This is a genomic window from Pseudomonas sp. GW456-L13 (assembly GCF_017350115.1).
GTDB lineage: Bacteria > Pseudomonadota > Gammaproteobacteria > Pseudomonadales > Pseudomonadaceae > Aquipseudomonas > Aquipseudomonas jessenii.
Map to the genome: position 1 here is coordinate 2,826,912 of NZ_JACNAS010000001.1, position 22,313 is coordinate 2,849,224.

Below are 22,313 nucleotides of genomic sequence, written 5' to 3' on the forward strand. Positions count from 1 at the left end.
GGTCGTAAAAGCTATCAAACAGGTCGAACAATATATTGGATTGAATCATTAGCCAGCTATATGCTTTTTTCACTGCCTGACCGGCTGCGCCCTCCGAGGTCCCACGTGAAAACTGCTGTCGCCCCACTCGCCCATGAAGTTTCACCTTCAGCGCCGGACGCTATCGCCGCTGAACTGGCGGAGATCTACATCGAAAAAGGCACCCCGGCCTTCATGCGCACGGTGCTGGCGTTGTTCTGCGGCGGCTTTGCGACTTTCGCCCTGCTCTACTGCGTGCAGCCGATGATGCCGCTGCTGTCCGACGAGTATTCCATCAACGCGGCGCAAAGCAGCCTGATCCTGTCTATCGCCACCGGCATGCTTGCCATCGGCCTGCTGATCACTGGCCCGATTTCCGACCGTATCGGACGTAAACCGGTGATGGTGGCAGCACTGTTCGCCGCTGCGCTGTGCACCATGGCCAGTGCGATGATGCCGAGCTGGCACGGTGTGCTGCTGATGCGTGCGCTGATCGGATTGTCGTTGAGCGGTCTGGCGGCGGTCGCCATGACCTACCTGAGCGAAGAGATCCACCCACAGCACATCGGCCTCGCCATGGGTTTGTACATCGGTGGCAACGCGATTGGCGGGATGAGCGGACGCTTGATCACCGGGGTATTGATCGACTTCGTCAGCTGGCACACGGCGATGCTGGTGATCGGTGGCCTGGCGCTGATTGCCGCGGCGGTGTTCTGGAAAATCCTCCCCGAATCGCGCAACTTCCGCGCCCGCTCACTGCACCCGCGCAGCCTGCTCGACGGTTTCACCATGCACTTTCGCGACGCCGGCCTGCCGCTGCTGTTTCTAGAAGCCTTTGTGCTGATGGGCGCGTTCGTCACGCTGTTCAACTACATCGGCTACCGCCTGCTGGCCGCGCCGTACCACATGGAACAGGCCTTCGTCGGGTTGCTGTCGGTGGTGTACCTGTCCGGCATCTACAGCTCAGCGAAAATCGGCTCGCTGGCCGACCAACTCGGCCGCCGCAAAGTGCTCTGGAGCACCATCGCGCTGATGATCGGTGGTCTCGCCCTGACGATGTTTACGCCATTGCCGCTGGTGATCATCGGCATGCTGATCTTTACCTTCGGCTTCTTCGGCGCCCACTCGGTGGCCAGCAGCTGGATCGGCCGCCGCGCCACCAGGGCCAAGGGGCAAGCATCGTCCTTGTACCTGTTCAGCTACTACGCCGGGGGAAGCATCGCCGGTACGGTGGGTGGCGTGTTCTGGCACCTGGGCGGCTGGAACGGGATCGGGTTGTTCATCGGCACGCTGCTGGTGATTGCGCTGCTGATCGCGTTGAAGCTGGCGAAGTTGCCGTTGTTACCGCAGAACACCTCGGCTACTTGAGCACCACCCGCGCCTCGAGGGCATCGTCACGCTTCTCCAGCGTCAGGGATTGTAGCGCGACGCCATCGCGCTCGATCCCATCGAGCCACTGCATCAAGGGTTGCGCGTTGCCATTGAGGGTCACGCGCAGCAGATCGCTTTCACTCTCCATCTGACGGATTTCCAGCCCCGCCGCCGTGGCGCTTTCGCTGATACGCAGTGACAGCGGTTGATCGGTGTCGACGGGGACATGGCTGCGCGGTAACGCCCGTTGCAGTTGCGCGGCCAGCACCGCCTGCTGTTGATGCTGTCGCTCGACTGTTTCCAGCCGCTGCCGGGTCGGTTGCCAGATCAGGCTGAAAGCCACAACCGCCAACAAAAAAGTCCCCGATACCTGCAACAGCCGCTGTTCGCGCACGGAAATGCGCCGCCATGCCTGCTTCATGCCTCGTCCTCCACGGTGAGGGTGGCGTGCACCCGGTCAGCGGCTTTGTTCGCGCTATCGAGCTTCACGGGCATGCCTTGTTGTCGTCCGCGCTCCCGCAACTGCTCCAGCTCGGTAAAGCCGCTGGCGGTCAGCTGGATTTTCCAGCCTTCGCCTGCTCGAAACTCGACGCGCTGGACCTCGACCGGGCTGGCGCCAATCACCTGCTCAATCAACCGGACCAGCCCGGCAATGCGGGTGTTTTGCGATTCGACAGGCTGGCTTTGCAGGGCCTTGAGTTGCGCGGCCATGTCGACGATGCGGCTTTGCTCCGGGTAGAGCGTCTTGAATCGCAGTTCATTCTGGACTGCGAGGCGGCTGGCTTCGCTGTCGAGGAAGCGAATCCGCGTTTCGCTGGCACCCCAGGTCAACAGCGCCAGCATCAACAGCGCCCACCCGCCGGCACGCCAGGGTAGACGCTTGCCCCGTGGGGCGAATGCGCCTTGCAGCAGGTTGATGGCCCGGGTCGGGCGCTGAGTCAGGCATTGGTCGATGACGGCGGGGGACTCACGCTCATCCAGCCATTGCATGTCGTTGGGCAATGACTGAGTGAGCAACTTCAGGTCGTCTTGCGACATCGCCAGGCGCGCCGACAGGCCTGCACCCAACAACCAGCGCCCGAACCACCAGGCGCCGCACGGCTGATCGCCGGACAACAGATCGGCATCGACGAACACCCCGCGCACCTCAATACCCGCCTCGCGCAGCAAGTCGAGCACGGCGGCCAACCGTTCGCGGCCAATGACCATGACCGGGTAGCAGCCGTCACGATCACGAGCGCCAACGCTCAGATGCACAACTTCCAGCGCTTCACTCAGTTGATCTTCCACGGCGTAGGCCATGGCCTGGGCTTCGGGCTTGCGTCGCGAAAGCCATGGCTCGCTGCGAACCCAACTACACAGTTCCATGGGCAGCAGCACATCAACCGCCTGCCCCTGCAATGCCGAGGCCGCCTGATTCAGTGGCATCGGCTGACGTTGACAGGTTGGCGACCACAGGACGCAGGGCCAGAGGCCGGATGGCGCGTCCTGCCCCTCGGCGGTCAGGTAAAGCCAAGTGTTCATCGCGGTCTCTCGTGGCTACTCATGGGAAGAAAACGTCGTTGCAGCACCGTCAGCTGTCGAGCCTTGGGGTCGTGCCCGACATCCGTGGCCAGGTGCAGTTCGCGCCCGTCCCGGGTCACCTGCACCCTTATCCGATACCAGCGGCTTTGGGTACCAAGCCCGTGATTGCTCAGGCCCTGCCCGGAGAGCAACGGGTCCTGGGTAAACGCCTGGACGCTCGCCCAGGGCGTGGTTGCCGCCTGACGCGCCAGCGCATCGGCGGTCGCGGCGTCCACTTCGCCGAGTGTTCTCAACAGCAGCGCCGGCGCGGTGTTGATGTTCAAGGCGGTGTCGGTGGGCAGCAGTGCCACCCAGGGTTCCAGCCGCTGCAGCAGGCGAGCGTCAATGCCAGGCAGCAAGCGCAGCTGGCTCAGTTCCCCCAGCGGCCCGACCTGGCTCAGTTGCAGAGGAGGCAGTTCAAGCAGTTCGAGCAGGCGCGCCCAACGGTTGAGGGTGACCTGATCCACCTGCCCCTGGCGTAACAACGCATTGAGATTGAAGCGCCCGGCGAGATCATCGATATCGATTCGGATCTGCGCATCTTCAACGTCGAAACCTGGCGCCATGGCCGTCCAGCCTTGAAACCGCTCGACGGGTTTTTCCGCGTCCTGTAACGCGTCGCGCAACAGCAACAACGCCCAGGTTTCCCCGTCCGATGCGAGCTGCCGCAGCTGCATCTGCAGCAACTGTTGCCCACTGCTTTGCAGCGAAAGGTGATGGCTGCGCAACAAGCCGCCGGTGATCAGCAGCGCCAGGCTCATGACCAGCAATACACTGATCAACGCAATGCCGCGTTGGCGCCCGTTCATGGCAATGCACCCGGCATCGGCAACACCCGACGAATCGATTTGAAGCGCCCGGCCGAGATTTGCACCTCCAGCGCCATGAGCGCCTTCGTATCCTGCCCGGCCGACCATTGAGCGACCCAGCCGGACTGGCTGTCGAACAGACGCCAGCGCAACTCACGAACACCTTCGAGCAGTCGTTGCCGTTGCACGAACTCCGTACCTTCGCCCTGGCTTTCGCGCCACAGCACGCTGCCTTCGAGTCGATAGGTCAGTATCTGGCGCTCACTGCGCGGTTGGTCCAGAGGATTGCGCCAGTGACTGCGCTGGAACTGAAAAAGCGGCGGTGCGAGCACCATCGGCTGCGCAGTGACGTGCAGCAGATCCCGCTCGATCACCGCCATCGCGCGTTGCAGGTTCCTCAGCTCTCGCTCGTGGGCCGCCGTGCCCTGTTGCACTCGCAGCACGCTATCGAACAAGCCCCAACTGGCCAGCCCCAGCACGGCGAAGATGGCCATGGCGATGACCAGCTCCAGCAAGGTGAACCCACGCTGCCTACTCATGGCTCGCGGGTATCCAGCCGCTGGCACGATACAACGCGTGCGCACTGTTCGCCGGGCTGACCTGAATGTCGACCTGGAGTAAACGCAGATCGCGGGTGACGCTGATGTGCTGTTGCAGCACCCAGTCGCGCTGATCCATGGACACGACCTGTTGTTGCTGGCCGGCCGTCAGGCCGGATTGCAGGCGTAGCTCGTTCAACCGGTTATCCGCCAGCCACGCCGCGAACAGCCGTGTCTCGACGGCGTTGCGCTGCTTCACCGCATATTGACTGGCCGACAGCACGGCTGCCGCCAGTGTCGCGAAGACCGCCAGGGCCACCATGATTTCCAGCAGCGTGAAGCCGCCCATGGACGACAAGGATGACCGGCTAGCCATCGATCGCCACCTCGCCGATGCCATCGCCGGACAGGCTCAACCAAGTCCTGTTGCCGGACTCGAATGTCAGCGTGAAGGCACTGGTTTCATCGTTGCTGAGCAACAGCAACTGCGGCGGGCCTTCTTCAGCGTCCAGCCCTACCGCATAGCCGTCCTGCTGCAAACGTACTCGCACGCTCAGGGGCCAGTCAGTCAGTTCCTTCACCGGCTCCCACCCACGAACTCCCAGATGCATCAGCCGGTAGCCACGGGCACTCAGCCGCAGGCCATATTCCTGGCCTTCGAACACCGCACGCTCACGCAACTGATGAATCACCTGAACCATCGCTTCGGCTTCCTGCCTGACCTCGCGCGCGGGACTGCCCCCACCGGCAAAGCTCACCATGCCCAGCAAGACGCCAACCACGACAATCACGATCATCAGCTCCAATAACGTAAACCCCCGACAGCGGTAGCCCACGGATCAATGGCCCCAATTGCCGATTTCGGCTGCAAACCCTTCGCCGCCCGCTACGCCATCGGCGCCCAGGGAATACAGGTCGTAAGTGCCGTCTACCGACCGCACACCCGGGTTGAGGTACTGATAAGGCGTATTCCACGGGTCGACCGGCATGCTCTTGAGGTAGCCCTGAGGGTTCCAGCCACGCGCCACGGGCAGTCCGGAGGGGCGCTTGACCAGCGCTTCCAGGCCTTGCTGAGTCGATGGGTAATGGGCGTTGTCGAGGCGATACATTTCCAGGGCTGTGGCGATGGCCTGGATATCGATTCTGGCGGCAGTGACCTTGGCTTGATCGGGGCGGCTCATGAATTGTGGCACCACGATAGCCCCCAGCACGCCGATGATGACTACCACCACCATGATTTCGATCAGGGTAAAACCGCGTTGCGCGCGGGAAAGGTTTTTGCGGACAGGTTGCATGGATCAATTCACCAATTGGTTGAGGCTGAGAATCGGGAGCAGGATGGCCATGACGATCAGCAGCACGACGCCGCCCATCAACACCAGCATGGCCGGCTCGAAGAGGCCCACCACCAGCGCAATGCGCGCGGCGAGGCTGTTTTCCTGTTGTTCGGCGGCCCGGGCCAGCATGCGGTCGAGTTCGCCGGCACGTTCGCCGCTGGCGATCATGTGCAGCATCATCGGCGGGATGTCACCGCTCAGCTCCAGGCCACGGGTCAGCGTTGCGCCTTCGCGGACCGAGCGGGCGACATCGACCATCCGCGCGCGGATGCTCAGGTTGCCGATGACCGCGGCAGCAATTTCCAGGGCGTCCACCAACGGCACGGCACTTTTGCCGAGGATTGCCAGGGTGCTGGCAAACCGTGCGGCTTCCATGGCACGCAGCACTTCACCGAGGACTGGCGCATTCAGCACCCAACGATGCCAGCGCAGGCGCCACTGCGGCTGCTGCCAGCTCCAGCGCCACAGGCCGAACAGCGTCGCCAGCACGCTCATCAACAACAGGAAATGGTTGCGCAGGCCGTTGCTCACGCCAATCAGCGCCCGGGTCAGCCAGGGCAACGGCTGGCCGCTGTCGACGAAGATCTTCACCACATCCGGTACCACATAACCAAGCAGAAAACCGACGATTGCCAAGCTGGCCAACATCAGGATCAACGGGTACACCAGGGCCATCTGGATCTTTTGCCGCGAGGCCTGGCGGGCCTGGGTGTAGGCCGCCAGTTGCTCCAGCACATGGCCCAGATGCCCCGAGCGTTCCCCGGCGGCCACGGTGGCGCGGAACAACTCGGGGAAGGCCCTGGGAAACTGCCCCAATGCCGAGGCCAGTGCGTGGCCTTCCATCACCCGGCTCCTGACCGCCCAGAGCAAGCTCGCAACCTTGCGCTTCGAGCTCTGCTTCGCCACCGCATCGAGCGCTTCCTCCAGGGGCAGTCCGGCCTGAACCAGCGTTGACAGTTGCAACGTCAACAACGCCAGATCAGCAGCACTCAGGCGTCCACCTCGCGACTGCTGACCCGCACCGCCGCCCCTGACCTCGGTCAAGACACGCGGCCACAAACCACGTTCACGCAACAACTGTCGCCCATGGCGGGGCCCATCGGCCTCCAGCCGTCCCTTGCAGGATCGTCCCTGGGCATCGCGGGCGCGGTAGTCGAAGGTCGGCACCGGTCAGTTCTCCTGGGTCACACGCAGCAACTCATCGAGACTGGTCAACCCTTCCAGCACCCGCTGGCGCCCGTCCTGGAACAGGCTGCGCGAGACCTTGCGCGTTTCGTCGACGAGGATTTGCTCGCTGGCGCCCTGATGGATCAGCGCCGAGACGGCGGGTGTGACGCTGATCAGTTCATAAATCCCGATGCGTCCGCGATAACCGTGCTGGCACTGTTCACAGCCCGAGGCCTTGAACAGGGTGTGCGGCGTGCTCGTGTCGAGCCCAAGACGCTGGCAGGCCGCCGCATCGGCGAGGTACGAAACCTTGCAATGGGGGCACAAGGTGCGCAACAGACGCTGGGCCAGAACGCCCACCAGCGAGGACGCCAGCAGATAGGCATCGACGCCCATGTCTACCAGCCGCGTGACCGCGCCGGCCGCGCTGTTGGTGTGCAAAGTCGAGAGCACCAGATGCCCGGTCAAGGACGCCTGGACAGCGATTTCGGCGGTTTCGCGGTCACGGATTTCGCCAACCATCACCACGTCCGGGTCCTGGCGCAAAATCGCCCGCAGGCCCCGGGCGAAGGTCATGTCGACCTTCGGATTGACCGGCATCTGGCCGACACCCGGCAGGTGGTATTCGATCGGGTCTTCGACCGTGAGGATGTTGCGGGTCTGGTCGTTCAGGCTGCTCAGGGCGGCGTACAGGCTGGTGGTCTTTCCGGAACCGGTCGGCCCGGTCACCAGCACAATACCGTGGGGCTTGCCCAACAGATGGCGCAGGGCCGCGAGGATATCGTCCGGCATGCCCAGCCGGTGCAGGTCCAGGCGTCCGGCCTGCTTGTCGAGCAAACGCAGCACCACCCGTTCACCGTGGGCCGAAGGCAGCGTCGAGACCCGCACATCGACTTCATGCCCGGCCAGGCGCAAGGCCATTCGCCCATCCTGGGGTACGCGTTTTTCCGCGATGTCCAGGCGCGCCATGACCTTGATCCGCGACACCAGCAGTGTCGCCAGTTCGCGCTTGGGCCTGAGCATTTCACGCAGTTGGCCATCCACCCGCATACGCACCGACAGGTACTGTTCGAAGGTTTCCAGGTGCACATCCGAGGCATGCTCACGCACCGCTTCACCGAGCAACGCGTTGATCAGGCGAATGATCGGCGCATCGCCCTGTTGCTCCAGCAGGTCGGCGGTTTGCGGGACCTGATCGACCAGGCTGAGCAAGTCCAGTTCTTCGTCCAGCCCTTGGGCAACTTGCTCCACCGCACTGCGCCCCTCGCGATAGGCCGCCGCCAGGCGCAAGGCGTACTCATCGGCCCCGACGATTTGAAACGGCAACGCCCGTCCGCACACCCGGCGCGCTTCCGCCAATGCGGTGAGCGGCGCATCACTACGCAGGGCAAGGCGCAGGTCGTCGCCGTCATGCTCCAGCAACACGCCAAAACGCCGGGCGAAGCCGAAGGGCAATTGCTCGCAGAGTTCGCTCATGGAATCACTGCGCCTTGCCGCGCAAATCGAACACTGGCGCGTCGGTGGCCGGTTCGAACAACCCGCGCGCCTCGGACGGCAGCAACAACGAGTTGTTTTCCCCCGCCCCTGATTTGCTCAAGTCACGCAGCGCGTTGTAACGCTGCTGGCTGACCTGGGACAGGTCTTCCTTACTGCGCACGATGGTCGGGCGCAAGAACACCATCAGGTTGCTTTTGGTCTGGGTGTCGCGACTCCAGCGGAAGATCGCGCCGAGGTAGGGAATGTCACGCAGCAGCGGCACGCCGCTTTTCTGGGTACGCACGCTGTCCCTGATCAGGCCGCCGATCACGATGATTTCGCCATCGTCGGCGAGGATGGTGCTCTTGAGCGCTCGCTTGTTGGTGATCAGGTCCGAGGAATCAATGCCCGACACCGAAGGCGCGATGTCCGACACCTCCTGCTCGACCTCCAGGCGTAACGTCGAGCCTTCGTTGATGTAAGGCTTGATCTTCAGGCTGATGCCGACGTCCTTGCGCTCGACGGTGGTGAACGGATTCTCCGCGCCGTTGCTGTTGGTGGCATAGGAGCCGGTCTTGAACGGCACGTTCTGGCCGACGATGATTTCGGCTTCCTGATTGTCCAGGGTCAACAGGCTTGGCGTGGACAGCAGGTTGCTGTGGGTGTTGCTGGCCAGGGCCGAAACCAGCGCACCGAAGCGGTCGCCGCCCAGTTGCAGGATCGCCCCTTCCGGCGCCGATCTTTTCTCGTCGAACTTCAACCCGCCGATGATCGGAATGTCGGTGCCGGGAAAGTTGATGAAGCCCTTGGCGTCACCCGTGTTGAGGTTCCACTGCACACCGACGGCCTCGGCGATGTCGCCGGAGATTTCGACGATGGCGGCATGGATCAACACCTGGGCCCGTGGCTGGTCCAGCTGACGCACGATGTTTTCGATGGTCCGCACCTGCGCGGGTTCGGCGATCAGCACCAGCGCGTTCTGGCTTTCGTCGGCCTTGATCATGAAGGCTGCACCGCCAGACGTGTCCTTGGCGCTGCCGACGGCGGAAGTCTGCTTTCTGCCCTGCCCCATCGACTCCAGAATCTCGGCCAACTGCTTGGCATCGCTGTGACGCAGGCGAATCACCCGGGCATTGTCGAGGGTCGTGGTGGCCGGCGTATCGAGACCTCGGGCCAGCTCGATCAAGCGCTGGCGGACGACCGGCGGACCGATGAAAATCAGGCGATTGGTCCTGGTGTCGGCCAGCACCTGTATGGCTGACTCGGCATTGCGCTTGCCCATGGAGGCCTCGATCACCGGCGCGACATCGCCCGCCAAGGCATGCTTGAGCTGGACCACCACGTGCAGGTTGTTCTGTCCGGAGTCCAGTTCGCGGATCACCCGGGCGATGCGCTTAACATTGGCGGCCGTATCGGTCAGCACCAACGCGTTGGCCGACACCGAGGGGCCGACATAACCATTGGCAGAGACCAATGGCCGCACCAACCCGGCAATATCGGTGGCGCTACCGGTGTTCAACGCGATGACCTCGGTCACGAACTGCGACGCCGTGGTGGTTTTTACCGTGCCCTGGCCGGCCCGGGTCTTGGCCTCGGCGACCGGGGTGATGAGGATCCGGTCGCCCTCATCGATCACCGTAAAGTTGTGAGCGTCGAGCACCGAATAGAACAACCGGCGCACCCCTTCACGATCGAGGGCCTGCCGGGACATGACGGTGATTCGACCGGAGACTTTGGGGTCCAGTACCACGGTGGTCCCGAGAATGTTGGAGATCTCTTCGACGATGTCGCGCAGCTCTGCGTTGTTCATCGCCAGTTGCCATTTTTCTTCCTCGGCCTGAAGTGTGCCGTGGGAAAGCGTTAGCGCCATGGCGGCGAAAAAAAGCACCGGTCGCAGTGCGCGTGCACCGAGAAAGCTATTCATGAAATTGATCACTCTGTCGGCCCGGCAAGCGGGCTAAAAAAACGCGGAGAAAGGTTCGGCACTTGCGGCTTGCCGTGGGGGGCGAGCCGTTGCAGGAAACCCGTGACGGGAGGCTGGAGCGTCAACAGTTCCTCTCGGCCCTTGCTCCACAACACCGCGTGATCGGGCTCAACGCGACGCAAGATGCTGCCACCGGGCAAGCGCTCGCCGACCTGGTAGATGCGCGCGCCTTGCGAGTCAGCCAGCAACACCCGGGACAAGCCGTGAGTGACGACGAAGCTTGCCTTCAAGGTCAGCGGTTCCGCGCTCGGCAGCAATTCGGCACCCGTCGTCAGACCGAGCACCGTTGCAACCGCCGTTGCGTCGAGCGCTTGACGGGGTGCGGGAGCGGTTCGCGAGGTTTCGACCGGTGCCGGCAGCACCAACTGTTCGCGATAGCCCCACTCCTGCCAGCCCAGGAACGCCCCATAGGCCAGCGGCACAACCAGCAGGCTCGCCTTGCTCAAAAGCAAGGCAAGTCCGGTCAAGCGTTCGCGCGAAAACATCACCATGGCCTCACTCAAGTCGCCCGGACCCAGGCTTGCCACACAGGCGCAAAGACATCCGTTGCAGCACCCGGTGGTTGCAGGCCTCATGCACGATGACGGCGCCGATGTGCGCGACCAGCAGCAGCGACAGCACCACACATACCCACGTGTGAACCGTGACGAACAGAGCGATCAGTTGTGGATCGCTTAACGGCTGACCGATCTCGATCACCCCGAATACATCGATCGGGCGATCCATCATCAACACGCCGGTCACCAGAACGGCACCGACGAAGAGGTAAATCAATGCGTGGGCAAACAATGCGAGCACTTCGACAAGCGACAACGACTTCATGCCCGAAAAACGGGTATGAGTGAAAAACAGAAACAGGCGCCACAGGTAAAACGGTATGAACACTGTCGTCAGCGAAACATTGAAGAACGCAACCGACTCCTTGATGTGCGCTGACACCTCGAAACCGGCCACAAGAAAACCAGACAGCAAGGTCCACAGGATCACCGCGGCAGACAACCAATGCAGCAGCACGCGCTGTCTGGAATAACCCGAAACAGTCATTTTCAACTCGATCAACGTCAGAAGAATAAAGCTTCAGGCGATCGGCTACCGATCGCCTGAAGTGCTACAAGGGGGACTTACAACTTGTTCCACGCCATGTGCCAGTGAGCACCGACACCTGGTTCAAAACCGTTGGCTGTGGGGCTGTACTGCTTGCAGTAACCCGACTCGGGGAATGGCTTGCACTCAAAGACTTCGTTGGTCTTCGGTTGCAGAACCTTGGTACCGGCGGTGTAGTCGCCGAGGCCTTCAGGGAACACGAAATCGTATTCGACGCCGGCGCCTTCGCCAGTCAGTTGGGTGGTCTGAGTGTCCTGACGGGTGGTGCGGCCATCCAGGGTGGTGCCGACCAGGGTCAGGGTGTGCGCACCCGGGTTGCTGCGTACATCCATGGACAGCCAGGTGGAGCCACTGGCCACTTGTGCCGACGTGGTGCCTACCGGTTTGTTGTTCTGGTCGAGCAAGGTCGCTTCGACGTTCATCGGACGGTTCGAGATCATGCTGAACTCGACCTTTGCCCGGCCTTTATCCAGAACGTATTCGGCTTGCTGCGAGGCCACCGACATGCGCGCTGCGGTGTCTTCCTTCATGTCCAGTTGCACTTCGTAGCGGGTTACACCGCTTTCTTTTTGTGCGTACAGCGTGTTGTTGCCCCGGATCGGCTCGATGTTGCCGTTTTCATCACGAATACCGGCGCGGATGAGCTTGTGGGTCGCGTTGATTTTTTCCGCCAGCTTGAAGGACCAGTCTTGCGGCGAGCCTTCCTCAGCGTTGTCGATGCTGATTTCGACGCTGTAATCCGGGTTCTCGCCATTGGCGGAGAATGCGCGGGCCTTGACCTTGTCGCCGACCAGCAGCTCGGTCGCGGCGGAAATACTGCCTACGGAAGACCAGCCACCCGGTAGCGCCGGTTCAGCGAGAATGTTCACGTCGGCGGCGTTATAAAACGCTGCATCGGTATCACCGACGGTCCAGATCGCCAGGATGACATGCTGGCCGGATTTATCTGCCGGGATAGTGCAGTTGTGCTTGTCGCTGTTAGACGGCATTTTATTGCCGCCATCGACGGTGCAGAACGGGGTACTTTCGAAGGTGGCGCGCTTGAGCGATTCGTTCGGATTCCAGCCGTTGCGGCTGATGAAGTACTCGTGTTTGGTGGCCGGATGAACTGCCTTGTAATGCCATTGGAAATCAATGTTGCGATCCTTGATTTCTGTCAGGTGCCAGCGAGTGGCGGACTGCGCATCCATGGCAGAGAACAGCGAGTGACCACCGCTGGCGATCTTGCCATCGACCGGTCCCTGCAAGGGAGCACCGCCGACGCCGGCCGGAAAGCCCTTGAAGGTTTCACCAACACTCTGCGGCTCGTACTGGGCGCCACCGCAGTTAGTGTTCAAGCCTTTCTGGCAAGCCAGCGCGCGCGAAGGCGGCACTTCCAGATAGCCATGGGCGGAAACGGTTTGAGAGGCCAGCATTGCCGATAACAGGATCATCGATGAAGTGCAGGCGGTTAAGGCACTTCTCTTTTCAAACTTGATTTTCATGATGTATTCCAGACTGCTTATCGAAAACAGGGCGCCTTGTGGGCGCCCCTGTTCGCTTCGTGATTGTTCGGCGATACGCCGGACAAGGGCCTGGAACCTTACGGGGATGGAAGAAAATTCTATGTAGGAGTAATCGCCGCACGAGGCAGGAACAGTCTCTCCATTCCTCGGTCCGACAAAGAAAGAAAACATTCTTACAACAAGTGATGCTTTATCGATTGAGCTTTTGAACGGCACAAAAAAACCTGTCCGGCACGAGGCGGGACAGGCTTTGTCGAAACGGGCAATCGCTATTCGTGATACTGCGCCGACAGCTCATGTACCGCGCGCAGGAACGCGCCAGCATGTTCCGGATCGACTTCCGGCGTGATGCCATGGCCGAGGTTGAACACGTGGCCGCTGCCTTTGCCGTAGCTGGCCAGGATACGTCCGACTTCCGCGCGAATCGCTTCCGGCTTGGCGTAGAGCACGGTCGGGTCCATGTTGCCTTGCAGTGCGACCTTGTCGCCGACACGGGCGCGGGCGCTGCCGATGTCGCAGGTCCAGTCCAGGCCCAGTGCATCAGCACCGGCGTCGGCGATGCTTTCCAGCCACAGACCGCCGCTCTTGGTGAACAGGATCACCGGCACCTTGCGGCCTTCGTGCTCGCGGATCAAGCCGCTGACGATTTTCTTCATGTAGGCCAGGGAGAACTCCTGGTACGCCGCCGCCGAGAGGGCGCCGCCCCAGCTGTCGAAGATCTGCACCGCTTGCGCACCGGCCATGATCTGGCCGTTGAGGTAGCTGGTGACCGTCTGCGCGAGCTTGTCCAGCAGCAGGTGCAGGGCTTGCGGATTGTCGTAGAGCATGGTTTTAGTCTTGCGGTAGTCTTTCGACGAACCGCCTTCGACCATGTAGGTGGCCAGTGTCCATGGGCTGCCGGAGAAGCCGATCAGCGGCACACGGCCGTTCAGTTCGCGGCGGATGGTGCTGACCGCGTCCATCACATAGCCAAGGTCTTTGTGCGGATCAGGAATCGGCAGGGCCTCGATGTCGGCCAGGGTGCTGACGACTTTCTTGAAGCGCGGACCTTCACCGGTTTCGAAGTACAGGCCCTGGCCCATGGCATCGGGGATGGTCAGGATGTCGGAGAAGAGAATCGCCGCGTCCAGTTGTGGATAGCGGTCGAGCGGCTGCATCGTGACTTCGCAAGCGAACGCCGGGTTCATGCACAGGCTCATGAAATCACCGGCCTTGGCACGGCTGGCGCGGTATTCAGGCAGGTAGCGACCGGCCTGACGCATCATCCACACGGGGGTGACGTCTACGGGTTGCTTGAGCAGGGCGCGCAGGAAACGGTCGTTCTTCAGGGCAGTCATGTCGGCATCCGGAAAAAAAGTGAGGGCATTTTCTCAGAGCCGGGCGCAAAAGGCACGGTTGCAGGTCAGCCTTTTGTCTATCGGGTCAATTTGTCGCAATGTAAACGCGGTATTCGTTACACCACGAAACAACTGTGGGAGCGAGCTTGCTCGCGATGGCGGTGTCACATTCAACATTTCTGTCGACTGATCCACCGCTATCGCGAGCAAGCTCGCTCCCACAGGGGGTATTACATTGAGTTCTGGGCCGGGGTCAGACGCCCAGGTAATCCAGGATCCCTTCAGCCGCATTGCGGCCTTCGAAGATCGCCGTCACTACCAGGTCAGAACCGCGAACCATGTCGCCACCGGCGAAGATTTTCGGATTGCTGGTCTGGTGCTTGTACTGACCTTGCTCAGGCGCCACCACGCGGCCCTGGCTGTCGGTCTGGATTTCGAACTGTTCGAACCACGGCGCCGGGCTCGGACGGAAACCGAAGGCGATAACCACGGCGTCGGCCGGGATGATCTCTTCGGAGCCCGGGATCGGCTCGGGGCTGCGACGGCCACGGGCATCCGGCTCGCCGAGACGGGTCTCGACCACCTTCACGCCTTCGACCTTGTCTTCACCGACAATGGCGATCGGCTGGCGGTTGTAGAGGAACTTCACGCCTTCTTCCTTGGCGTTCTTCACCTCTTTGCGCGAGCCCGGCATGTTCGCTTCGTCACGACGATAGGCGCAGGTCACCGACTTGGCGCCCTGACGAATCGAAGTACGGTTGCAGTCCATCGCCGTGTCGCCGCCGCCGAGTACCACAACCTTCTTGCCTTTCATGTCGACGAAATCTTCCGGCGACTTTTCAAAGCCAAGGTTGCGGTTGACGTTGGCGATCAGGAAGTCCAGCGCGTCGTACACGCCCGGCAGGTCTTCACCGGCAAAACCGCCCTTCATGTAGGTGTAGGTGCCCATGCCCATGAATACGGCATCGTATTCTTCGAGCAGTTGCTCCATGGTCACGTCCTTGCCCACCTCGGTGTTGAGGCGGAACTCGATGCCCATGCCGCTGAAAACTTCGCGACGATTGCTCAGCACGGTCTTTTCCAGCTTGAACTCGGGGATACCGAAGGTCAGCAGACCGCCGATTTCCGGGTTCTTGTCGAACACCACCGGGGTCACGCCACCGCGCACCAGCACGTCGGCACAGCCCAGGCCCGCCGGGCCCGCACCGATGATCGCGACACGCTTGCCGGTCGGCTTGACCTTGGACATGTCCGGGCGCCAGCCCATGGCGAACGCGGTGTCGGTGATGTACTTCTCCACCGAACCGATGGTCACCGCGCCGAAGCCGTCGTTGAGGGTGCAGGCACCCTCGCACAGACGGTCCTGCGGGCACACCCGGCCGCAGACTTCCGGCAGGGTGTTGGTCTGGTGCGACAGCTCGGCGGCCTGGAGGATGTTGCCCTCGGCCACCAGTTTCAGCCAGTTGGGAATGAAGTTGTGCACCGGGCACTTCCATTCGCAATACGGGTTACCGCAACCCAGGCAGCGGTGGGCCTGGTCGGCCGACTGCTGGGGTTTGAAGGGTTCGTAGATTTCCACGAACTCTTTCTTGCGTTGACGCAACAGTTTCTTCTTCGGATCCTTGCGCCCGACCTCGATGAACTGGAAGTCATTATTCAGACGTTCAGCCATTTTAAAACCTCATCAAACTCTTCAGGCGCATATCACTGCGGGTTGGCACGGGTGCTGGAAAGCAACGTTTTCAAGCTGGCAGCCTTCGGCTTGACCAACCAGAAACGGCGCAGGTAATCATCGAGGTTCTCGGCGAGTTCACGACCCCACTCGCTGTCGGTTTCCTCGACGTACTCGTTCAGCACGCGTTGCAGGTGGCTACGGTAGGCTTCCATCGCCTCGCCGCTGATCCGCTGGATTTCCACCAGTTCGTGGTTGACCCGGTCAACGAAGGTGTTGTCCTGGTCGAGCACGTAGGCGAAACCGCCGGTCATGCCAGAGCCGAAGTTGTAACCGGTCTTGCCCAATACGCAGACGAAACCACCGGTCATGTACTCGCAGCAGTGATCGCCAGTGCCTTCCACGACGGTGTGGGCACCGGAGTTACGCACGGCGAAACGCTCGCCCGCGGTGCCGGCGGCAAACAGCTTGCCGCCAGTGGCACCGTACAGGCAGGTGTTGCCGATGATGGCACTGTCCTGGGTGCGGTAGACACTGCCCTTCGGCGGAACGATCACCAGCTTGCCGCCGGTCATGCCCTTGCCGACGTAGTCGTTGGCATCGCCTTCAAGGTACATGTGCAGGCCGCCGGCGTTCCACACGCCGAAGCTCTGCCCGGCCGTGCCTTTGAAGCGGAACGTGACCGGCGCGTTGGCCATGCCCTGGTTGCCGTGCTTGCGCGCGATTTCGCCGGAGATCCGCGCGCCGATGGAACGGTCGCAGTTGCAGATATCCAGGGCGAATTCAGCGCCGCTCAAGTCGTTGATCGCCGAGGTGGCCATGTCGACCATTTTCTCGGCCAGCAGGCCCTTGTCGAACGGCGGGTTGCGTTCAACGCCACAGAACTGCGGCTTGTCCGCCGGCACGTGGTCGCTGCCCAGCAACGGGGTCAGGTCCAGGTGATGCTGCTTGGCGGTCTGGCCTTCGAGGACTTCCAGCAGATCGGTACGGCCGATCAGCTCTTCGAGGGAGCGCACGCCCAGCTTGGCCAGCCACTCACGGGTTTCTTCGGCGACGTAGGTGAAGAAATTCACCACCATGTCGACGGTACCGATGTAGTGATCCTTGCGCAGCTTCTCGTTCTGGGTCGCGACGCCGGTGGCGCAGTTGTTCAGGTGGCAGATGCGCAGGTATTTGCAGCCCAGGGCGATCATTGGCGCAGTGCCGAAGCCGAAGCTTTCAGCGCCGAGGATTGCCGCCTTGATCACGTCGAGGCCGGTTTTCAGGCCGCCGTCGGTCTGCACCCGCACTTTGCCGCGCAGGTCGTTGCCACGCAGGGTCTGGTGGGTTTCGGCCAGGCCGAGCTCCCACGGAGCGCCCGCATATTTGATCGAGGTCAGCGGCGATGCACCGGTACCGCCATCGTAGCCGGAGATGGTGATCAGGTCCGCATAGGCCTTGGCCACACCGGCGGCGATGGTACCAACGCCGGCTTCTGCTACCAGCTTCACCGAGACCAGCGCCTGCGGGTTGACTTGTTTCAGGTCGAAAATCAGCTGCGACAAGTCTTCGATCGAGTAGATGTCGTGGTGCGGCGGCGGCGAAATCAGGGTCACGCCTGGCACTGCGTAACGCAGCTTGGCGATCAGGCCGTTGACCTTGCCACCTGGCAGTTGACCGCCCTCGCCTGGCTTGGCGCCCTGGGCGACCTTGATCTGCAGCACTTCGGCATTGACCAGGTATTCCGGGGTTACACCGAAACGGCCGGTCGCCACCTGCTTGATTTTCGAGCTCTTGATGGTGCCGTAGCGCGCCGGGTCTTCGCCGCCTTCGCCGGAGTTGGAACGCGCACCGAGGCGGTTCATGGCTTCGGCCAGGGCTTCGTGAGCTTCCGGCGACAGGGCGCCCAGCGAGATACCGGCGGAGTCGAAGCGCTTGAGCACCGACTCCAGCGGTTCGATTTCGCTCATATCCAGTGGAGTGTCGAGGGTTTTGACTTTCAGCAGGTCGCGGATCATCGACACCGGACGGTTGTCCACCAGCGACGTGTATTCCTTGAACTTGCTGTAGTCGCCCTGCTGCACAGCGGCTTGCAGGGTGTTGACCACATCCGGGTTGTAGGCGTGGTACTCGCCACCGTGGACGAACTTCAGCAAACCACCCTGCTGGATCGGCTTGCGCGGGCTCCAGGCTTCGGTGGCCAGGGCTTTCTGCTCGGCTTCGATGTCGACGAAACGCGCACCCTTGATGCGGCTCGGCACGCCCTTGAAGCTCAGGTTGCAGACTTCCTCGGACAGGCCGATCGCTTCGAACAGTTGTGCTCCGCGATAGGAGGTGATGGTCGAGATGCCCATCTTCGACAGGATCTTGAGCAGGCCCTTGGTGATGCCTTTACGGTAGTTCTTGAACACCTCATAGAGGTCGCCCAGCACTTCACCGGTACGGATCAGGTCGCCCAGCACTTCGTAGGCCAGGAACGGGTAAACGGCAGAGGCGCCGAAACCGATCAACACGGCGAAGTGGTGCGGATCGCGAGCGGTCGCGGTTTCCACCAGGATGTTGGAATCGCAACGCAGGCCTTTTTCGGTCAGACGGTGGTGCACCGCGCCGGTAGCCAGAGAGGCGTGGATCGGCAACTTGCCCGGGGCGATGTGACGGTCACTCAGCACGACCTGGGTACGACCGGCGCGCACGGCTTCTTCAGCCTGATCGGCCACGTTGCGGATCGCCGCTTCGAGGCCGACGCTTTCGTCGTAGTTGAGGTCGATGATCGCGCGCTCGAAGCCCGGACGATCGAGGTTCATCAGCGAGCGCCACTTGGCCGGGGAAATGACCGGCGAGCTGAGGATCACGCGCGAAGCGTGTTCCGGCGACTCCTGGAAGATGTTGCGCTCGGCACCGAGGCAGATTTCCAGCGACATGACGATGGCTTCGCGCAGCGGGTCGATCGGCGGGTTGGTGACCTGCGCGAACTGCTGGCGGAAATAGTCGTACGGCGTGCGCACGCGCTGGGACAGCACGGCCATCGGCGTATCGTCGCCCATCGAGCCCACGGCTTCGTAGCCTTGCTCGCCGAGCGGACGCAGCACCTGGTCGCGCTCTTCGAACGTGACCTGGTACATCTTCATGTATTGCTTGAGCTGATCGACGTCGTAGAACGCCGAACCGTGGTCGTTGTCTTCCATGGTCGCCTGGATGCGCAGGGCATTCTTGCGCAGCCATTGCTTGTACGGGTGACGGGACTTCAGGCGGTTGTCGATCGCATCGGTGTCGAGGATCTGACCGGTTTCGGTGTCCACGGCAAAGATCTGGCCCGGGCCCACACGGCCCTTGGCGATCACGTCTTCAGGCTGGTAGTTCCAGACACCGATTTCCGAGGCCAGGGTGATGAAACCGTTCTTGGTGGTGACCCAACGCGCCGGACGCAGACCGTTACGGTCGAGCAGGCACACCGCGTAGCGACCGTCGGTCATTACCACGCCGGCCGGGCCGTCCCACGGTTCCATGTGCATCGAGTTGTATTCGTAGAACGCACGCAGGTCCGGGTCCATGGTCTCGACGTTCTGCCACGCAGGCGGAATGATCATCCGCACGCCACGGAACAGGTCGATGCCACCGGTGACCATCAACTCCAGCATGTTGTCCATGCTCGAGGAGTCGGAGCCGACGCGGTTGACCAGCGGGCCGAGTTCTTCCAGGTCCATCAAGTCGTTGGTGAACTTGGTGCGACGGGCCACGGCCCAGTTGCGGTTGCCGGTGATGGTATTGATCTCGCCGTTGTGCGCCAGGAAGCGGAACGGTTGAGCCAGTGGCCATTTCGGCAAGGTGTTGGTGGAGAAGCGCTGGTGGAACACGCAAATCGAGGTTTGCAGGCGCTCATCGCTCAGGTCCGGATAGAAGGCGGTCAAGTCCGCCGGCATCATCAGGCCTTTGTAAATGATGGTCTTGTGGGAAAAGCTGCAGACGTAGTGGTCGGTGTCGGCGGCATTGGCCACGGACGAGCGACGACGGGAGGTGAACAGCTTGACGGCCATGTCCTGATCGCTCAGGCCTTCACCACCGATGAACACTTGCTCGATCTGCGGCAGGCGCTCAAGGGCGAGGCGACCGAGGACGCTGGTGTCGATCGGCACTTTGCGCCAGCCAACCAGTTGCAGACCGGCGGCCAGGATCTCGCGGTTCATGTTCTCGCGAGCGGCTTCGGCCTTGACCGGATCCTGGTTGAAGAAAACCATGCCCACAGCGTATTGCTTGGGCATTTCGACGCCGAAGGTTTCCTGGGCGATGGCTCGCAGGAACACGTCCGGCTTTTGAATCAGCAGACCGCAACCGTCACCGGTCTTGCCGTCGGCATTAATCCCACCGCGGTGGGTCATGCAGGTCAGGGCCTCGATGGCCGTTTGCAAAAGGGTATGACTGGGCTCGCCCTGCATATGGGCAATCAGGCCGAAACCGCAGTTATCCTTGAATTCATCTGGTTGGTACAGACCTGCTTTCATAGACACTTTCTCACCAGGCTGCTTCTCGCGAAGCAAATTTCTTTTCAATTCAACCACTTACCAACCGCGCCGAACGTACGCCAGCTTTGCGGGGGCAAAAGGGAGGTCATTGTACACACCGACACAGAGGCTCACAAATTTGACGACGAAATGTCGCAAATCTATGTCGCATTTGTGAAAGGTTTAAAGCGATCTGCTGTGCTAGTCAAAACTTTTTTTAATTCTGACCGCAACGACTCAAAGACTACTGTGACGCAGACACCACAAGGCACGCAGCCCGGAAGGTTGCGCGCACTTGTAGAAATTTTGAGGTGCTTGGAGAGGCGGCCTGGGTAAGGCCGCCGAATCTTCAGCGAGTTGTTGCCAGTTCCTGTTGGACGCTGGCGACAGTGCGAGGCCAAGGTTTACCAGCCTGAACCTTCGCTGGCAAGGCCTTGATGGCGGAAACGGCTGCATCACGATTGGCGAAGTTGCCGTAGGTGATCACGTAGAGCGGCTTGCCATTGAGGACTTTCTTGAAATAACGGTACTCGCCGCCCTGCTCCTTGACGAAGCTTTGTGCGGCAGTTTCGGAGCTGGTGCCGAGGATTTGCACCACGTAGTTACCCGGTGCCTGACCGGCATACCAGGTGCCGCCAGCGGCCTTGGCCGCCGGAGCCGGTTTCTCGGCAGGCTTGGCCGCCGCGGCAACGGCTGGCTTGGCTGGCGCTGGTGCAGGCTTGGCCACTGGAGCAGGCGCTGGTACAGGCGCTGGCTTGGCGGTGGCGACCTGAGTCGGCGCAGGCGTCGGCTTGGCCGCTGGTGTCGGCGAAGGGCCGGCAGGAACGCCCACAGGCGGCGCAGTGGTGGTCACGGTCGGCGGAGTGGCGCTGGAGCCTTCAACCGGCACCCCGTCGTCACCTTCGGTAATGCCACCTGCCGCTTCAGCCAGCGGACCGCGCATCACCGGTTGCGAGTTACCGACCAACGGCAACGGCATCGGCTGCGTGTTGCCAGCGAATTCTACGGCCGGAGCGCCGCCATTCGCTGTTGGCTGACCCTGGCCAAGCGGCAGTTGCGCCTGTTCATTGGCCGGCGCACCGGCGGTCGGTGCCTTGTTGCGACCTGGAATCAACCAGGCGGCAGCTACCGCGACCACGACCACGGCGGAAATCGCCAACACGTGTTTCTTCGGCATATTGAACCCCATTTTTGGACGCTTGACCGCTGAGCGGCTGGCGATCATGGCTTCGATCATTGCATCGCGGGCGACCTGATTGATGCTGCCAGGCCAACCTTCGGAGCTTTCGTGAATATCAGAGATCTGATCCGCGGTGAAAAGTTCGATACCGCGACCAGCGCCTTCGAGCCTCTGCTCCAGATATTCGCGGGTTTCCTCTTCGGTGTAGGGCTGCAACTCGATGACGTGGAAACGCTCTTCCTCGAGATGCAAAGCCTCAAGCTGAGCAATCAGCGAGGTCTCACCGAACAGGAACACATGCGGGCGGCCTTCCGGCGCACCGGCAGCCAGGACCATCAGAGCCTCAAGGGCGGACTCGTCGAGTTGTTCGGCGTCATCGACCAGCAGATAGACTTCTTGCCCGGTCAGTGCAAGCTGCACCACCTGGGCCAGAATAGCGTCGCCATCAGCCTGGCCGACGTTCAACGCCTGGGCTACCTGACGCAATACCCCGGCCGCATCGCCGGCGCCGCGGGCAGAAACCACCACGCTTTGTACCGATTGCTTGTTGGTGCTGGCGACCAGAGCCTGACGCAACAGGGTCTTGCCACTGCCTTCTGGGCCAGTGACCACCAGCAGCAACTGACTGTAACGGGCCAGGTGATGCAGTTGTCCCAGCACGGGTTTGCGCTGGGCCGGGAAAAATTTGAAGCCAGGCACCCGTGGAGCAAAAGGGTCATGACTCAACTGGTAATGGCCGAGGAAGGCCTCGTCGGCATGCAAACTAGTCATTG

18 protein-coding genes are annotated in these 22,313 nt (G+C 61.7%); 1 reads left to right on the forward strand and 17 read right to left on the reverse strand.

The features are described 5' to 3' along the window. The first annotated feature begins 105 nt into the window (after positions 1–105). Positions 106–1,386, forward strand: coding sequence for an MFS transporter (locus J4D25_RS12735; protein WP_057712332.1), 1,281 nt, complete (start codon positions 106–108; stop codon positions 1,384–1,386). Here J4D25_RS12735 and gspM read toward each other — a convergent pair. The 17 genes from gspM to J4D25_RS12820 form a co-directional block, all read right to left on the reverse strand. Continuing rightward, a complete protein-coding gene (gspM, locus tag J4D25_RS12740) occupies positions 1,379–1,810 on the reverse strand; it encodes a type II secretion system protein GspM (protein ID WP_057712333.1) in 432 nt (143 codons plus the stop codon). The genes J4D25_RS12735 and gspM overlap by 8 nt on opposite strands. Further along, positions 1,807–2,913 carry a type II secretion system protein GspL gene (gspL, locus tag J4D25_RS12745; protein WP_057712334.1) on the reverse strand — a complete coding sequence of 369 codons (1,107 nt, stop codon included), beginning with the start codon at positions 2,911–2,913 and terminating at the stop codon, positions 1,807–1,809. The genes gspM and gspL overlap by 4 nt, the downstream gene beginning before the upstream one ends. After that, positions 2,910–3,761, reverse strand: a complete 852-nt coding sequence (locus tag J4D25_RS12750) for a type II secretion system protein GspK (protein ID WP_057712335.1) — start codon at positions 3,759–3,761, stop codon at positions 2,910–2,912. Before J4D25_RS12750 ends, gspL begins: the two co-directional genes overlap by 4 nt. After that, positions 3,758–4,300: a type II secretion system protein GspJ gene (locus tag J4D25_RS12755; RefSeq protein ID WP_057712336.1), complete on the reverse strand. Its 543-nt coding sequence runs from the start codon at positions 4,298–4,300 to the stop codon at positions 3,758–3,760. Before J4D25_RS12755 ends, J4D25_RS12750 begins: the two co-directional genes overlap by 4 nt. Then, complete coding sequence (gspI, locus tag J4D25_RS12760) at positions 4,293–4,676, reverse strand: type II secretion system minor pseudopilin GspI (protein WP_057712337.1); 384 nt, start codon at positions 4,674–4,676, stop codon at positions 4,293–4,295. The genes J4D25_RS12755 and gspI overlap by 8 nt, the downstream gene beginning before the upstream one ends. Continuing rightward, complete coding sequence (gspH, locus tag J4D25_RS12765) at positions 4,669–5,136, reverse strand: type II secretion system minor pseudopilin GspH (protein WP_079246682.1); 468 nt, start codon at positions 5,134–5,136, stop codon at positions 4,669–4,671. Before gspH ends, gspI begins: the two co-directional genes overlap by 8 nt. Positions 5,137–5,139: 3 nt before the next feature. Then, positions 5,140–5,595 carry a type II secretion system major pseudopilin GspG gene (gene gspG, locus J4D25_RS12770; protein ID WP_057712339.1) on the reverse strand — a complete coding sequence of 152 codons (456 nt, stop codon included), beginning with the start codon at positions 5,593–5,595 and terminating at the stop codon, positions 5,140–5,142. Positions 5,596–5,598: 3 nt separating this feature from the next. After that, positions 5,599–6,804, reverse strand: a complete 1,206-nt coding sequence (gene gspF / locus J4D25_RS12775) for a type II secretion system inner membrane protein GspF (protein ID WP_057712340.1) — start codon at positions 6,802–6,804, stop codon at positions 5,599–5,601. 3 nt (positions 6,805–6,807) lie between these two features. Continuing rightward, a complete protein-coding gene (gene gspE, locus J4D25_RS12780) occupies positions 6,808–8,280 on the reverse strand; it encodes a type II secretion system ATPase GspE (protein WP_057712341.1) in 1,473 nt (490 codons plus the stop codon). A gap of 4 nt (positions 8,281–8,284) precedes the next feature. Further along, a complete protein-coding gene (gene gspD / locus J4D25_RS12785; RefSeq protein WP_057712342.1) occupies positions 8,285–10,204 on the reverse strand; it encodes a type II secretion system secretin GspD in 1,920 nt (639 codons plus the stop codon). An 8-nt stretch (positions 10,205–10,212) separates the two neighbouring features. Next, positions 10,213–10,755, reverse strand: coding sequence for a hypothetical protein (locus J4D25_RS12790; protein ID WP_057712343.1), 543 nt, complete (start codon positions 10,753–10,755; stop codon positions 10,213–10,215). A 4-nt stretch (positions 10,756–10,759) separates the two neighbouring features. Beyond that, positions 10,760–11,308 carry a cytochrome b gene (locus tag J4D25_RS12795; RefSeq protein ID WP_057712344.1) on the reverse strand — a complete coding sequence of 183 codons (549 nt, stop codon included), beginning with the start codon at positions 11,306–11,308 and terminating at the stop codon, positions 10,760–10,762. 77 nt (positions 11,309–11,385) lie between these two features. Next, the gene (gene gbpA / locus J4D25_RS12800; RefSeq protein ID WP_057712345.1) at positions 11,386–12,852 is read right to left on the reverse strand and encodes an N-acetylglucosamine-binding protein GbpA; all 1,467 of its coding nucleotides are present in this window, start codon (positions 12,850–12,852) and stop codon (positions 11,386–11,388) included. Positions 12,853–13,142: 290 nt separating this feature from the next. After that, a complete protein-coding gene (gene hemE, locus J4D25_RS12805) occupies positions 13,143–14,210 on the reverse strand; it encodes a uroporphyrinogen decarboxylase (RefSeq protein WP_057712346.1) in 1,068 nt (355 codons plus the stop codon). 253 nt (positions 14,211–14,463) lie between these two features. After that, entirely contained in the window at positions 14,464–15,882 is a 1,419-nt protein-coding gene (locus J4D25_RS12810; RefSeq protein ID WP_007997363.1) for an FAD-dependent oxidoreductase, read from the reverse strand. 32 nt (positions 15,883–15,914) lie between these two features. Next, complete coding sequence (gene gltB, locus J4D25_RS12815) at positions 15,915–20,360, reverse strand: glutamate synthase large subunit (protein ID WP_057712347.1); 4,446 nt, start codon at positions 20,358–20,360, stop codon at positions 15,915–15,917. Between the two features lie 349 nt (positions 20,361–20,709). Then, a complete protein-coding gene (locus J4D25_RS12820; protein ID WP_057712348.1) occupies positions 20,710–22,311 on the reverse strand; it encodes an AAA family ATPase in 1,602 nt (533 codons plus the stop codon). Positions 22,312–22,313 lie beyond the last annotated feature (2 nt).